Source organism: Gardnerella sp. KA00390 (genome assembly GCF_049244075.1).
Taxonomy (GTDB): Bacteria; Actinomycetota; Actinomycetes; order Actinomycetales; family Bifidobacteriaceae; genus Bifidobacterium; species Bifidobacterium vaginale.
Genome location: NZ_CP058372.1, coordinates 1436788 through 1454117, shown reverse-complemented (window position 1 = coordinate 1454117; position 17330 = coordinate 1436788). Strand labels below are relative to the sequence as shown.

At 45.3% G+C, this 17330-nt stretch carries 2 protein-coding genes; both read left to right on the top strand.

The features are described from left to right. The first annotated feature begins 137 nt into the window (after window positions 1-137). Window positions 138-9698 carry a fatty acid synthase subunit beta domain-containing protein gene (locus tag HXT53_RS05625; RefSeq protein ID WP_421780146.1) on the top strand — a complete coding sequence of 3187 codons (9561 nt, stop codon included), beginning with the start codon at window positions 138-140 and terminating at the stop codon, window positions 9696-9698. A 424-nt stretch (window positions 9699-10122) separates the two neighbouring features. After that, complete coding sequence (gene pulA / locus HXT53_RS05620; protein WP_421780721.1) at window positions 10123-16161, top strand: type I pullulanase; 6039 nt, start codon at window positions 10123-10125, stop codon at window positions 16159-16161. Window positions 16162-17330: the final 1169 nt, after the last annotated feature.

Below are 17330 nucleotides of genomic sequence, written 5' to 3'. Positions count from 1 at the left end.
GAATAATTCGGGAATAATTTGGAAAACACTCAAAAGTCGCCAGCAACCGCGCGTAAAGCGACCAAAGATAAATAAATCCAAAAAGCACAAATAAATTTTAAAAATAAAACTTAAACCCACGAACAAAGGAAAATAAAATGACAACATACTTATTTGACCAGCTCGCACAAACACCACACATTCTTACCTTCGCAGGACAATCCACACCATGGGTGCAAGCCTTAAAAGAAACACAAAACGATGCAGAATTAAATAAAGAATTACGCGAATATAACAAATTAGCAAAAACTTTACTATCAAACATATATCCACAGTTATTAGCAAATGCTGGAACTGACATAAACGTATTCGATGCTTTAGAAAATCCTAAAATCAACACAGCCAGCGCACAATTAAGCGTACCAGGAATCACAATTGCTCAGCTTGCAAGCGTAAAAGACCTAACAAACTTAGGCTACAACTTTGAAGTAAACAAGCCAATTGCAAGCCTTGGACACTCTCAAGGCATAATAGCCGCAAAAATAGTAGAAGCTCGTATAAAAACAGGGTCATGGCAAAACGCGCAAAACCAAATAGCTGAACTTATAGCAATCGCATACATAATCGGAGCAGCAGCAGACCGCGAAGCGCGAATGTTAGAAATCAGTGGAAATGGCGAAAAAACACCAATGCTATCGCTAAAAGGCGTTACGTTTGAACAGGCAAAAGCCTTGATTAAGCGAGTAGAAAGAACCAGAGGCGTTATATCAATCGCAGTTAAAAACTCGCGAAATCACATTGTGCTATCAGGATATCCAGAAGACATGGAAGCCGTGCAAAATCAGGCACAGAAAGAGTCGCAGCGCTCCAAAAAAATGCGCGAAATGAAGGAACGAGGCGGATCGGTTTTTGCGCCAATCGCAGAGTATTTAGATGTTACAGTGCCATTCCATTCTCCAATCATGAAACCTGCTGTAGAACAAGTTGAAGCCTGGGCAAAGGACGCAGGATTAGATGCTGAACTTGCACTAAAGCTTGCAAACGCTGTGCTAGTAGAGCCAGTAGATTGGGCGAAGCAAATAGAAAAAGTTTTAAATAACGTGAATGCGCGAGAGCTATACGTACTAGACATGGGTCCAGGAGAAGTGCTTGGCAAGCTAACAAACGTGCTACTACAAGGAAGCGGAGCTGGCGTAGTAGAAGTCGGGACAATGAACGCGCGCGCAAAAGCAAGCACAACTAGCGCTGCAGAAGCTGAATTATTGCGTACTGGCTGCTGGGAGGATTTTGCGCCGCGAGTAATCGATACTCCAGCTGGAAAGAAAGTTGTAACAAAATTCAGCAAGCTAACAGGCAAAGCTCCTGTGCTTCTTGCCGGCATGACTCCAACCACAGTAGACCCAGAAATTGTAGCCGCCGCAGCCAACGCAGGATATTGGGCAGAACTTGCAGGCGGTGGACAAGTAACAGAAGAAGTATTCGACAGGCACATGGACTCTTTGAGCAAGCAATTGCAAGAAGGAGCAACCGTAGAATTCAACGCCATGTTTATGGACCGCTATTTGTGGAATTTGCAATTTGGCAGCAAACGTATAGTTCCAAAAAAGCGTGCTTCTGGAGCGCCAATCGACGGCGTAGTAATTTCTGCAGGAATCCCAGAGTTAGATGAAGCGAAGGAACTTGTTGAAACTCTTCAAGCCGACGGATTCCCGTATGTTGCTTTTAAGCCAGGAACAGTAGAGCAGATTCGCCAAGTAGTTCGCATTGCAAAAGCTGTTAAGCCAGCAACAATTATTGCGCAAGTAGAAGGCGGATCTGCAGGCGGCCACCATTCATGGGAGTCGCTAGATGATTTGCTGATTAGCACTTATGCTCAAGTGCGCGAATGCAATAATTTGGTGCTTGTAGCAGGTGGCGGAATCGGCACTCCTTCGCGCGCTGCCGATTACATTAGTGGCGAATGGTCCAATAAGTACGGTTTGCCAAATATGCCAGTAGATGCTGTGATGATCGGCACGGCAGCAATGACAGCAAAGGAAGCGCACACAAGCGCGCAAGTTAAGCGCATGTTGGTGGAGACGCCTGGAATCACAGAAGCAAATGATGCGTGTGTGGAAGGTCTTGGCGCAAGTGAAGATCCGTTTGCTCCGATTGGAGAGCGCTGGGTGCCTTCTGGAAAGGTTGTTGGCGGAGTAACAAGCGGATTAAGCCATTTGCACGCGGATATTTACGAGATTGAGAATGCGTCCGCGCGCTGTGGTCGTCTTCTTGTTCATATGATGAAGCATCCAGAAGAGCTTTCTAGCCGCAGAGATGAAGTGATTCGCGCGCTTAACTCTACTGCAAAACCATATTTTGGCGATGTTGAAAATATGACATATACCCAGTTTGCGCAGCGATTCCTTGATTTAAGCTATCCTTGGGCAGATCCTACTTACGCGGATCGCTACCTGCATTTGTTACAGCGTATTGAAGCGCGTTTAATAAGCCAAGATTCTGGCGAATTTACTTCGATTTTGCCAGATATTAAGCAGGTTGCTGAAAATCCTCAGTCTGCTCTCGATTCTCTTGTGCAAGTTTTTCCTAATGCGAGCACGATGAACGTTGTTCCAATGGATGCTGCGTGGTTCCCAACCTTGGTGCGTGAATATCCTAAGCCGATGCCATTTGTGCCAGTAATTGACAATGATCTTCTTCGCTGGTGGGGTCAGGATCAGCTTTGGCAGTCGGAAGATTCGCGATATTCTGCGGATGCTGTGCGAGTAATTCCAGGACCTATTTCTGTTGCAGGAATAACCACAATGGATGAGCCGATCGCGGATATTTTAGGAAGATTTGAGGCTGCGGTTATAAATCGTTCGGTTGCTTGCGACTTGCCTCTGGACTTTAATCAAAACGCGTTTAGCCAAATAGACTGTGCGCAAAATATTGAAGAATATGTGCGCTCATGTCCGAATATTTCTTGGATTGGTCACGTAACCAATAATCCTGCTTATAAAACGCAAAATAATAGTGAAAACTATGTTATAACCGTAATAAGTGAAGAAAATAGCGTAATTAAGCTTGATCTAGACATTAAACTAGACACGTTCTGGGATGAGCATGAATCAGACAATGAAAACGGTATCAAGAATAGCGTAAAGAACAGCGGAAAAAATCATGCTGTTAGAGATATAGTAATTCCGCTTATTGTATACGCAAAGCGTGCTGGAAGCATACCAGTAGTAGACCGCGAGCGACTACCAAAACACGTTTATAACATGTTGGCAGCAACCGCAGGCATTGGAAATACTGCGATTACTGGAGATGTTTTAAGTGAAATGCCAAAAGTAGACGCAAGCCAAGAAGCGTGCGAGCAAGTTAAAAAAGAAATAGCTTGTGGAAAAGCTAACAAATCAGCCTGTGAAACAACATGTGAAACAGCCTGCGAAATGCCGTTTGGCGTGGTTAAATCAGCATACACGCTTTCTAGAAACCTAGGAATCGACCACGAATCCGCTACAGCTGGACGCCTACCAGAAGGTTTACAAGCATCAAGAATCGTGCCAGACGCGCTAGTAGGTCCAGCATGGCCAACAATATACTCAGCACTAGGATCTGTAATGGTAGACGGATACCCAGTAATTGAAGGACTACTCAACGCAGTACATTTAGACCACCTAATAGAACTAGATGTATCTACAGAAGACCTGCAAAAATATGTTGGAACACGCATAAACCTCACTGGTTGGGCAGAAGATTACGCCGAATCAGCTTCTGGGCGAGTAGTGACAATACACATAATTCACAATGCGCAAGACGGAACAAAAATCGCGCACGAAACAGAACGATTCGCGATTCGTGGGCGAAGCTACAGTGCAGCACTACCAAAGTCTGCTCCAGAATACGGAGATGCGGCAGAATTACACGGATTTAGCGTAGACAACACGCCTAGAAGAGCGCTTAGACGCGTCGTAATTCGCGCACCTAAAGACATGACAGCTTTTGCGCGCACATCAGGTGACTTTAACCCAATACACACATCCAAAAGAGGAGCCGCAATCTCTGGACTTTCCGCACCTCTAGTACACGGCATGTGGCTTTCAGCAGCAGCTCAGCATGTTGCTCAAGCATTGGATGAAAAAGGCGCACGCTATGATCTTGTTGGCTGGACGTACAACATGTACGGCATGGTGCAGCTTAACGACGAGGTAGAAATTACCGTAGAACGAGTAGGGAAAGTACGCCGCGGAGGGCTAGCGCTAGAAATCACATGCCGAGTAAACGGGCAAATAGTTTCTAAAGCGAGCGCACTTACTCGCGCTCCACGTGCAGCATTCGTATACCCAGGTCAGGGTATCCAAAAACAAGGAATGTCATTGGATGAGCGCGCAAAATCGCCAGCTGTGCGCGAAACTTGGGAGCGCGCAGACAAACTCACTCGCGAAAAACTAGGATTCTCAATTCTTGCTGTAGTGCGAGATAATCCTAAGGAATTAACAGCAAATGGCGTAACATATCGTCATCCAGAAGGCTTGCTCAACTTAACGCAATTTACTCAAGTTGCGCTCGCTACTGTTGCTTTTGCGCAAACCGCGCGTTTAAGAGAAGCAGGATGCGATATTTGGCCTGCGTATTTTGCTGGTCACTCGCTTGGCGAATACAATGCGCTAAGCTCCTTCGCTCAAATTATTCCGCTAGAAACCGTGTTGGAACTCGTGTTCCACCGCGGATCTACAATGCATCACTTGATTGAGCGAGATGAGCAAGGCCGATCCAACTATCGAATGGGCGCTTTGCGTCCAAACCAGTTCGGTGTGGACGATGATGGTGTAAACGCGTACGTTGAAGGAATCTCTAAGCAAACTGGCGAATTCTTGCAAATCGTAAACTACAACTTGGCAGGTCAACAATACGCAATAGCAGGCACAATAAAAGGTTTGAAAGCTTTGGCTCAAGATTCTACCAAGAGGGCTAAAGAGTATGGCGGTAAGCCTCCATTTATGCTTGTGCCAGGAATTGACGTGCCGTTCCACTCTCGAATTCTTCGAAAGGGTGTGCCAGAATTCCGCGACAAGCTCGATTCGCTGCTGCCGAAGCATATTGATTACTCTGTGCTTGTAGGCCGTTACATTCCAAACCTCGTGGCTTGCCCGTTTGAGCTTACGCGAGAATTTGCGCAAAAGATTTTGGATGTTGTGCCATCTGAGCGCATTGAAGCAGCTTTGGAAGATGAAACTACGTGGAAATCTTATGCAGAGGATGAGCAGAAGCTCGGTAGATTGCTTCTTACGGAGCTTCTTTCATGGCAGTTCGCTTCTCCAGTTCGTTGGATTGAAACGCAGGCTCTTATGTTTGCCGATCGCGCTCGCGGTGGTCTTGGCGTTGAAGAGTACGTTGAAGTTGGTTTAGGAAACGCGCCAACTTTGGCAAATCTTGGTGCTAAAACTCTTGCTTTGCCGGAGTTTAGTGGCGAAAAAGTGACTGTTTACAACGTTGGTCGTGACGAAGGTCGCGTTTATATGACTGACACTGATTCGCTTGTGCCTGAAGTGTTTACTGAGGAAGATAGTCAAGAAGCAAGTAGCACTGCTGATGCGACTACTGCTCCTGCAGCTCCTGCAGCAAATGTTGTCTCTGCTGCTCCTGCAGCTAATGCAGCCGCAAGCGGACCTGTAGCAGACTTGCCATTCAAAGCATCCGACGCAATCTCAATGCTTATTGCGTATAGTGCAAAAATCCGTCTTGACCAAATCGGCGACACTGATACAACTGATACGCTTACAAATGGCGTATCTTCGCGCAGAAACCAGCTTCTTATGGATATTAGTTCCGAGCTTGGCGTGGCAAGCGTGGACGGTGCTGCAGAAGCTCCAATGAGTGCGCTTAAAAAGTTAGTTGATTCGGTTGCTCCTCGCTATAAAGCTTTTGGTGCCGTGCTTTCCGATATTGTGCGCGAACGTTTGCGTGCGCTTTTCGGTGCAGCCGGTGTGAAACCAGCGCAAATTGACAAGCGAATCTCTGAAGTCTGGCAACTTGGAGAAGGCTGGCGTGCGCACGTTCTTGCGGCTTTGGTTTTGCAAACGCGTGAAGGTGCTAGCGTGCGCGGTGAAAATCTTGCGCAACTTTCAACTGATCCTGCAAAGAATACTGCTGCAGCTGACGCTTTAATCGACGCAGCAATTGCACAAGTTGCTCAAGCTCATGGCGTTAGCGTTTCTCAGCCTGGTGCTGCTGGCGCAGCCGGCGGTGCTGTTGTTGATTCTGCAGCTCTTGACGCTTTCGCTCAGCAGGTTGTTGGCGCAGATGGCATACTTGCTGCAACTGCTAAGTTTGTGCTAGCAAAGCTTGGTGTTGAGGCTCCTAAAGCAGAAACTGAAAGTGACGAAAATGCTGCTGTTGTGTCTGCTGTTGAAGCTGAGCTTGGTGCAGATTGGCCAAAGCAGGTGGCTCCTCGATTTGATGAGCGAAAGGCAATTCTTTTCGACGACCGCTGGGCTTCGGCTCGCGAAGACGTTGCTCGCTTGTACTACAAGTATGCTGGAAAGAATGTTGATATTCAGGTAAATGAAGTTTCTGAAATCTTAAATGATTTTGGTAGTTTCCTTGGTGCAGGGGAAGCAGTAGCTTCGGAAGCTGAGTGGTTTGCAAGTCTTTCTAAATCTCGCGAATTAAACAATCTTGCAACAATATTTAATGGTATTGTTCGCGATTCTCGCACTAAACTTGCGCAAAACAACGCCGATACTGCTCAAGCAACTCGTTTTGCAGGAGAAGTTGCAGTAGTTACAGGCGTTGCTCCTAATTCGATTGCTGCTCGCGTAGTAACGGGCTTGCTTAAGGGTGGAGCTACGGTTATCGCAACTTCGCACAGTTTCAAGCCGAGCGTTAAGTCTTGGGCGAAGAAAGCGTATCGCGAAAACGCTCAAATGGGCGCAAAGTTGTGGCTTGTTCCAGCAAACTTGTCTAGTTATCGCGATGTTGACGCGCTTGTAAAGTGGGTTGGCACAGTTTCGAAGAAAGTTAGCGGCGCAACTACTACTATTTTGAAGCCTGCTTACGAGCCGAGCATGTTCTTCCCGTTTGCAGCTCCACCAGTTCACGGTACTTTGGCTGATTCTGGTTCGCTTTTTGAATCGCAATCGCGCTTGATGCTGTGGGGTGTGGAGCGTGCAATCGCCGGATTTGCACAGATTGGAGCAGATACAGATGTACAACATCGTATGCACGTTGTGTTACCTGGCTCTCCAAACCGAGGTATGTTCGGCGGCGATGGTGCTTACGGCGAAGTCAAGAGTGCTTTCGACGCGATTGTGAACCGTGCGCATGCAGAAAGTGTGTGGTCGGATCGCGTGACTTTTGCGCATCCTAAGATTGGATGGGTGCGTGGAACCGGCTTAATGGGTGGAAATGATCCGCTTGTGGCTGTAGTTGAACGTCATGGATTAACTACCTACTCAACGCAAGAAATGGCAGATCGTTTGCTCGATTTGTGCACGAAGGAAGCGCGCGAACAGGCCGCAATCGCGCCTTTGAACGTTGATCTTACGGGTGGATTAGGCAAGGAGCCTCTTGATTTGAATGCTCTTCGTGCAGAAGCACTGGAAGATCAGAAGCGTGCTGAAGCTGCGGAAGCTGCAGAAGAAGCTGCAGAAGAAGCTGCAGAATCTTCTGTTAAATCAACTGCTAAATCAACCAACAAAGCACTTCCAACGCCTTACGTGCCAACTCAGCCGCGAGTCAACTTGGCTGATTGGAAGAACGTAACAGCGCGTCCAGAAGACGAAATTGTAATCGTCTCAGTCGGCGAACTTGGACCATGGGGTTCTGGACGTACTCGTTTCGAAGCAGAACTTGGAATTCGCGAAGATGGATCCGTGGAGCTTTCTGCAGGAGCAGTACTGGAATTGGCTTGGAATATGGGCTTGCTTACTTGGCAGGATTCACCAAAGCCAGGCTGGTATGATGCGGACGGCACGCTTGTTCCAGAAGAAGATATTGCAGAGAAATATCGCGATGAAGTAGTGGCGCGCTCCGGTATTCGACCATTCGAAACCGGCATGGGTGGCGACTACAAGGATGGAGCGAACGAAGAAGAAGCAGAAATCTTCCTCGATCACGACGTGAGTTTCAGCGTTCCAACAGAAACAATTGCGCGCGAATACGTGGCGCTTGACGAATCGCACACTGAGATTGCTCGCGATGCAGAATCTGGCGAATGGACTGTTACGCGCAAGGCAGGTTCTATGATTCGCGTGCCGCGTAGGGCTGCAATGACCAGAACCGTCGGTGGACAATTCCCTAAGGGCTTCGATCCGCTGAAGTGGGGTATTCCAGCTTCAATGGTTGGAAGTGTTGACACGATTGCGCTGTGGAATATTGTCACAACTGTAGACGCTTATATTTCTGCTGGTTTCACGCCTTCGGAGATTTTGCAATCTGTGCATCCGTCGATGGTTGCTTCCACGCAAGGAACCGGTTTCGGCGGCATGAGTTCAATGCGCAAACTGTACTTGGATCGCTTCCTTAACCACGAAATTCCTACGGACGTATTGCAAGAGGCGCTTCCAAACGTTGTTGCAGCTCACGTAATGCAAACCTATATCGGCGGCTACGGAAATATGGTTCAGCCGGTGTCTGCATGCGCAACTGCAGCGGTTTCGCTCGAAGAAGGCGTCGACAAGATTGCTCTCGGCAAAGCTGACTTCGTAGTAACTGGCGCAATTGACGATATCGGTGTGGAATCCGTAGTTGGCTTCGGCAATATGAACGCAACTGCCAATAGCGAAGAAATGTATGCGAAGGGCATCAATCCACGATTCTTCTCTCGCGCAAACGATCGCAGACGTGGAGGCTTCCTTGAAGCACAAGGCGGCGGTACGATTTTGGTTACGCGCGGCGATATTGCTTTGAAGCTTGGCTTGCCTGTTGCTGGTGTGGTTGGTTTCATTCACTCCTACGCTGACGGCATTCACACTTCTATTCCTGCTCCGGGCTTGGGTGCTTTGGCTGCAGGCATGGGTGGAGCTAAGTCTAAGCTCGTGCGTGATTTGGCAGCTCTCGGCGTTACTCCGGACGATATTGCTGTGGTTTCTAAGCACGATACTTCTACGAATGCAAACGATCCGAACGAATCCGAGCTGCACAATACTCTTGCGCACGCAATCGGACGCACGGACGGAAATCCACTGTTCGTAATCAGCCAAAAGACGCTGACCGGACATGCAAAGGGTGGTGCGTGCATCTTCCAAATCAACGGTTTGACACAACTGTTTAGAAGTGGCGTAATCCCTGGAAACGCATCACTTGACTGCGTGGATCCTAAGCTTGCGCGCGACGACTACATGGTTTGGTTGCGTGAGCCGATGCGCATTGGCGATTGTGCAGGTTCTTGTGCAGTGAAGGTTGCTCTCGCAACTTCGCTCGGCTTCGGTCATGTTAGCGGATTTGTGGCATTGGTTCATCCTGGTGCTTTTGAGGCTGCTGTAGCTGCTAGCGCAGGTGTTAATATGCTTAAGAATTGGCGTACCAAGGCGAATGCGCGTTTGGCTGCGGGCCAGAGGCGATTTGAGGAAGGAATGATGGGTCGATCTGCTTTGTTCGAGCCTGTTGAGAATCGTCACTTGCTGAAGGATGGCACGCGCCTTCCGGATGGCACTCGCTACGATGGTCACGAAGCAGAAAAAGCTATGCTGCTAAACCCAGACGCTCGCCTAGATGCAAGCGGCTACTATTGCTGACTCTCAGGTAGAATCTTGTAGTGCGTTTGTACCAAAAAATGCCAAAATTTGATACAAACGCACTACACAAACAAACAAAACTGTAGTGCGTTTGTACTGAATTTGCGTCGTATTGTGTTGTTCGCACGCTACGCTCTAAGCTCGAAGGCAGGTCGATTCGACTACAAGCGTAACTAATATAGCAGTTGTATTTTTGACTTTTGTAAAAATTGCAAAAGTGTTACAATAGCTCCTTACGTGCAAAATTGCGAAAAATTCAATGTGCTTATGGCGATTTGCGTTCAAAATAAGCAATCTTATGTGTAAACCAAAGTTGGTTGTAATAAGAAGTGAAACATAGTTGTGTCACCTATAGTTTTCATGTTTTGCATGGAATAAAACAATATAGAAGCATGTTTGTGCCAACGGAGGAAAGGATATGCAGATGGTCACTCATCGCCACCTTGCGTCGAAAATAGTTTCTATGATTGCAGCGAGTGCAATGTTAATAACAGGTTTTGCTGTTGTTGGCAATGCAAGCGCTAGTAGTGAGTCTAGTAGTGAATCTAGTAATCCTCAATCTAGCAATCTAACTCTTAACCGTAAGGGCGTTATTGTTACTGCATTCCAGCAGAATTGGAAGAGTATTGCTCAAGAATGCAAAACAACTTATGGTCCTGAGGGTGTTAAGTATGTGCAGGTGTCTCCTCCAAATGAGCATGTAAAGGGTACTCAGTGGTGGACTTCTTACCAGCCTGTGAGCTATAAATTAAAGTCAAAACTCGGTACTGAAAATGAGTTTAAGAGCATGATTGACACTTGCAAAGTTGCAGGCGTTGAAATCATTGCGGATGCTGTTATTAATCACATGACTGGTGCTGGTGACACTCATACAGAGGGTGTTGGTGGGAGCCAATATAGCGCTGCTAAAGAAGATTTCCCAGATGCTGGATATAAGAAGGATGATTTCCATCAAGATGCTAGGAATATTGAGCACTATAACAATTCTGAGGAAGTGTGGAATCGCAGGCTTGTTGGCTTGCTTGATTTGGATACGTCAAAGCAGCATGTGCGAGAGACTTTAGGTAAGTACTTTGCTAATTTGCTCAAGCTTGGTGTTGCTGGCTTCCGTATCGATGCAGTAAAGCATATTTCTCCAACAGATATGGCTGCGATTAAGAAAGCTGCTGCTGATGCTGCGCACACTACGCCTGACAAGATTTGGTGGATGCAGGAGACGATTGGCAATCCTTCTGAAGCTAAAGAAATACAGCCAGATAAGCATTTAAACGAAGGCGAAGTCAACGAATTCCAATATTCTTACCGATTAAAGAACGATTTTTATGGCTCAATATCGAATCTAAAGAATATTACTAATGGACTTGTTCCAAGCGATAAAGCTTCAATTTTTGTTACTAATTGGGATACTCCTCGAGAAAATTATGTGCGCACTCTTACTTATAAGGATGGTCCTCGCTACGAGCTTGCAAACGCGTTTATGCTTGGCTACCCTTACGGAAACCCAAACATTTACTCGGGGTATAGGTTTGATGCAAAAAATAAGGATGATGGTGCGCCTGGTGCGACTGAAACCTCTGTTCCAAATGTAGATTGTTCTCCAACAACTGGTTGGCAGTGCACTCAGCGTTGGACTTCGATTCGTGGAATGGTTGGCTTCTTTAATGCTGTAAATGGTGCTCAAGTAACTAATTGGCAGGAGAGTGACAATAATAACATTGCTTTTAGTCGTGCAGGCAAGGGATTCTTAGCAATCAACAATACTCCAAACGCAAAGAAAGTTTTGTATACTACTGATTTGCCAAATGGTGAGTATTGCAACGTTTATGCTGCGGGGAATTGCTCTAAGACTGTTAAAGTTACAGATGGCAAGGTTTCTGCGACTATTGCTCCTTATTCTGCAATTGCTTTGCATGCGGATTCTAAAGCAGATAGCGCTAGTAAAGCTGGTCCAGCACGTGATGAATCTGATCCAAAATACAATGTTGACGATGTTCAAGACCAGTCAACAACTGTCTATTTTAATGCTAAGAATAGAAGTCCTAATCCAAGTTCTGTAAATATTCATTATCAAATCGGCAATGGATCTTGGACTGCAGTTCCTGGTAGACCAATGCGCAAAGTTTGCGATGGTTGGTTTGCAAGAACAATTCCTAATAATGGCAAGCAAATTACTGCTGTATTTAATGACGGTGGAAGTAATTGGTATAACAAGAACAATAAGTCTAGAGAAAACTTTGAAATTCAAGCTGGTTCGAAAACTTATGTAGTAGATGCCGATTTGAAAGGTTCTGAATATGCTAGCATTCCTTGCAAGGTTGAGGACACATCTTCAAAGCCTACTGAATTAAAGACAAAGATTGTTATTCACTATAAGCAAAAATATGGTGACAATCGCCATATGGGCGTCTATATCTGGGGTCTTAAAAATGCAGATGGTCAAGAGATAAAAGGTGCTTGGCATGAATTCAATGGTCAAGACGCTTTTGGTAAGACTTACGCAGTTGAAGCTGATGGCACTTACGAGAGCGGAAAAGTTGGATTTATTATTACCGAGAAACCCGTTGATGGTCAGGACTGGCATAAGGACGGCGGAGATCGTAATATCTGGCAAATCGAAGATGGTGTTGGCGAAGCTTGGGTTTACGGAGGAGATTCAAATACTTTTGCAGAACCTCCATCTGAAGTCTCTAACAAGCTTAATAGCATTAAAACATTAAATGTTACTGTTCACTACCGCAGAACAAACAAGGATTACGCTGGTTGGAATCTTTGGACTTGGTACGGTAGTGAGAAGGGCGTAAAGCAAGATTTTACGGCTCATGATGATTTCGGTAAGATTGCAGAATATACATTCCACAATGATTCTGGCATAAAAGATTCAAAGTTTATTGTGCGCTATTCTATGCAAGGCAACGATTGGGTTTCTAAAGATCCTGGCGAAGGCGATCGCCCAATTCCTGCAAAAGCAATTACTTTAAGCGAAGATGGTAACACTGGTAATGCTGAAATCTGGCTTATGCAGGGCGATAGTAGAGTTTACTTAAGCCCAAACGTAATCAACACGAAGGCTAATGCTATTAATGCTGATATTACGTCTTTTAAGGAATTTACTGTAAACGTGAGCGGCGACCCTTCGGAAGTTGAGAAGAAAAATGTTACTGTAACTGATGTTACAGATTCAAAGAAAAATCAACACAAGACAATAGATATTTCGCAAGTTGCTGTTGTGGATAATAGGATCGTAATCACTGCAAAGAACGAATTAGATCTTAAGAAAATGTATGAAATCAACATTAAGGGTGTTGGTGGAATGCCTAAAACAGTGTCTGCTTCAACTGTTAAAGGTTCTAAGATTGTTCGCACTGATGAGTTTGATCAAAAGTATGCGTACACAGGCGATGACTTGGGTGCTGTTGTAAAAGATGGTTCTACGACTTTCAAGCTTTGGGCGCCAACTGCTGCAAAAGTGGAGTTAGTAACTTATAAGTCAACTGATGAAAAAGCGCAAGAAGATAAAAAGCAAGATATGACTCTTGGCACAGAAGATGGAAAGCTTGGCGTGTGGAGTATTACTACGAGTGATGCAAAAGCTGGCACTGCTTATACATACAAGGTTTATTTTGCAGATGGCACTGTTAATAATTCTCCAGACCCTTATGCAAAAGCTGCTGTGCGAAATGGAATGAGATCCGTTGTATTCGGTGGCAACATGGCAACACCTGTATCTCGTAAGGCATCATTTGGAAAGCGTCCAACTGATGCGACTATTGCAGAAATGAATATTCGCGACTTTTCGATTCATGAAAGTTCTGGCGTAGATGTTGCAAAGCGCGGAAAGTATCTTGGTGTAATTCAATCTGGTGCTAAAAAAGATGGCAAGCCAACTGGCTTTGATTATTTGAAGTCCCTCGGCATCACTCATGTGCAAATCATGCCAATGTATGATTTTGGTTCTGTTAATGAAGCAGGAGATTTGAGTTATGTTGATAAGAACGACAAAGATAATCCTCATCAAAACTGGGGCTATGATCCAATAAACTACAACGTTCCAGAAGGCTCCTATGCGTCTGATTCAGCAAATCCTGCTACGCGCATTACTGAGCTAAAGCAAATGGTTGAAGGTCTACATAAGGCTGGTTTGCGCGTGATTATGGACGTGGTTTATAACCATGTTTATAACGCAGAAAAGAACGCTTTTGGACAGACTGTGCCAGGCTACTACTTCCGTTACAACGATGACGGCAGCTTGTCTAATAGATCTGGTTGCGGAAACGATACTGCTTCAGAGCGCAAAATGATGCGAAAGTATATTGTTGACTCTGTAAAGTATTGGGCTAAAGAGTACGGTATTGACGGCTTCCGTTTTGATTTGATGGGATTGATTGACCTTGAAACCATTAAGGAAGTGCGTGAAGCTGTTCATGCAATTGACCCGAACTCGATTATTCTTGGCGAAGGCTGGGATATGAGCCAATTGCCTTATGGAAACCGCACTATTCAGCCTAATGCGTATAAGCTTGCTGAAAATAATGGCGTTGCGTTCTTTAACGATTCCTTCCGTGATGCTGTAAAGGGTCAAGGAGATGATGATGTTGCTGGATTCGTGTCTGGAAACAGAGGCAGCGACAATCTTGTAATGCAAAATCTTTACGGTTGCCAGCCTGGAAACGCAAGCTGCACTGGTAGGCGCTACGCGAATGCTGGTCAGACTGTGCAATATGTTGAAGCTCACGACAATCTTAATCTTTACGATAAGTTGAAGAAATCCTTGCCTAATGAGACAGAAGAGAATCTTAAGAAGCGAGTAATGCTTGCTAATTCGCTTGTAATGTTTGCGCATGGCATGCCATTCTTTGAGCTTGGTCAAGAGTTCTTACGAAGCAAGAATGGTAATGCTAATAGTTACAATGCTGGCGACGGTGACAATTCCGTTAAGTGGGATCTAGTTAAAACGAATGAAGATGCTGTCGAGTACTTCAAAGCGTTGATAAAGCTAAGAAACGAGATTCCAGCTTTACGAGATTCTGAATATTCTGATGTTAACAATAATATGCATTGGATTAAGAGCAGCGATGGTATTAACGCATTTAGTGTTGACAACAACGGTAAAACGTATGTGTTTATTTTCAATGCTAATAGTGGTGAATTTACTGTGAATATTGGCAAAGGAAAGTATCGCGTGCGCATTGCTGATGGGAAAGCTAACAGCAATGATGAGTCAGTGTGTCCTGAAGCATCTGTAGATGACAATGGAAATTACAAGGTTTCTGCTCTTTCGACTTCAGTACTTGTGAAGGATGCTGAAAAGAAGAACGACAATCCTTTTGCAAATATTAATGTTGATGATGTTCTCAAATATAAGATGAATCCTTTGGATATCAATAAGTTGAAGGATGAATCTAAGCCTGGTACGCAGAAGCCGAATCCATCTACTCCTGGGCATGAACAAACTCCTGGTACTGTTACTCCATCACCTCAGCCACCTGTTCCTGGTCCTGTAGTGCCAAATCCGGCTCCAGCGCCTGGTCCTCATCCTCAGCCTGGTTCTAATCCTGTGAATCCGGCTCCTCAGCCAGCGCCAGTTCCAACTCCAACTCCTGGAGAAACTCATCCTGGAACTCATGAGCCAAATTCATCTACGCCTGGTCGTGAGCAAACTCCTGGAGACTCTGATACTGAAAATCATCCTGCTCCACATACTTTAGTCCCAGATGTGGGTACTGCTCCTAGTAATTCCGAATCAGGTTCTGCATCCCAGCAAGGCTCTAAGTCTAATACGCCTGCTCATGAACCTAATAATAGTATTGAATCTAAGCCTAATGCTGAGTCTCACTCTACTTCTGAATATCAAACTCATTCAAAACCTAAGCAGAATGTGCATGAAAATTCAGATCAGTCTAAACCAGCTAAAACAAAACCTGAATCTTCCTCAAATTCTGCTGTATCTGCGCCTGCTAAGCCATCATCAGCTGCTCCAACTCCTACTGCACCGGCAACAGTGCAGCAGCTTAAGTCAGAGCTAAGAGGAACTCTGCTAGTACGAGACAATAATGTTGCGAATGCTGGAGTTGTGAACAAAGTAAACATTCGCATTCAAAACGGCGAGTTTATTGAACGTCTGAATCGTGAAGGTATTGCATATGCTTACGCATACATCTACTCGTCTCCGCGATTGCTTAAAGGCTCCGACGGTTCAAAGTATGTTACTGTACGAATGGTGAATGGCGTGCCTCAATTCGATGCAATATTCCCAGCTGGATACTCTGGTAAACACACTGTTCTACTTGTAGACGAGAGTGGCAAACAAATCGCATGGACTGAAGTAACTGTTGTAGATAATGGTGTTTCAAAGCGTGGTGGATCTATGCTTCAAACAGGAAGCAACATTGTTTATACTTTTGCGCTGTTCATTATACTTACATTTGTTGCAGCTATTGCTCGTTATAAAGTTGCATTTAGATAGATTTGTGGCTTTGAGTTTTAAAGCGTCGCGCGCGAGAGCACTTTTGTAGTGCGTTTGCTTTGACTGAGCTTGAAATTTCATAACGCATTTCAAGCTCAGTCAAAGCGTGATTTGGCTTAAACGTAAAGTCCAGTGGACTTTACGCGCCAGATCAGCCGAGCGGCTACTAATAGACGTTCGGAATCACACGGCTAATCCGCGCGAACGACGATCAACCTTGTAGTGCGATTGTATGACGACACGCCGTAAATCAGGTACAAACGCACTACAAGGTTGCGCCAAGTTAGGTATAGATTCGAGATTTTTCGCAGCGAATGAAGCGTATCGCTCGCGCGTTACAGCGCGCTCACGTCTTCGCTTGCGTTGAAAGCACACTGTGCTTTCAACTTTGAGCAAGCTCAGCGAATCGAAGTGCATTCGCGCGCTACGCTTTAAGCGCTCAAGCAAGTCGATTCGCAGCTCTTTGATGGTGATTCGCTGAAGTAGCAAGAAAAATCGAGAATCTCGGTGATAAAAACCACGCAAAAGTTCTAGATATTCAGAAGGTTTGATGTATTTCTATACGAGCAATAAAAGAGGAGAGTAGCGACGGGATTTGCGAGGAGAGAAATACTCAAACCTCGCGCAATACCAAGTAAGGAAACCGTACTACGCTCTAAACCCAGACGCTCGCCTAGATGCCAGCGGCTGCTACTGCTGAGCTGCTGCTTACTTACAAACGCCGGGGAATTTTCTCCGGCGTTTGTAGTCGTTTTGGCGTTATGTGGAAACATTTGCTGTGTTATTCCACGGCATCTGTTTTCGCTCTGGCTTTATTTGACCACATTTGCAGGAAAAATGTAAGGCGATTGGAGTTGCGTTAAAAATTACGTAAGTAGCTCTGTAGTTCAGTATGCCATATTTAGTACGTGTAGCATTGCGTATGTCGCCTGATATTACCTAATGCCAGTAGTACGCTGTCATTATCGCAGTGGTATGCTATTTCGCTACCAGTACCCGCTACCAGTACCCAGATCATTTAACGGCATCTATTTGTCGCACCTATATCTCTGTAGCTTATACCTCTGTAGCCTACAGTTCTATAGCTTTACAGATATAACAATGCTCCGTGGTTGAAGAGTTGTCGTAAATTTTGCGAACCCTTTTATCACGGAGCATATGTATATTAT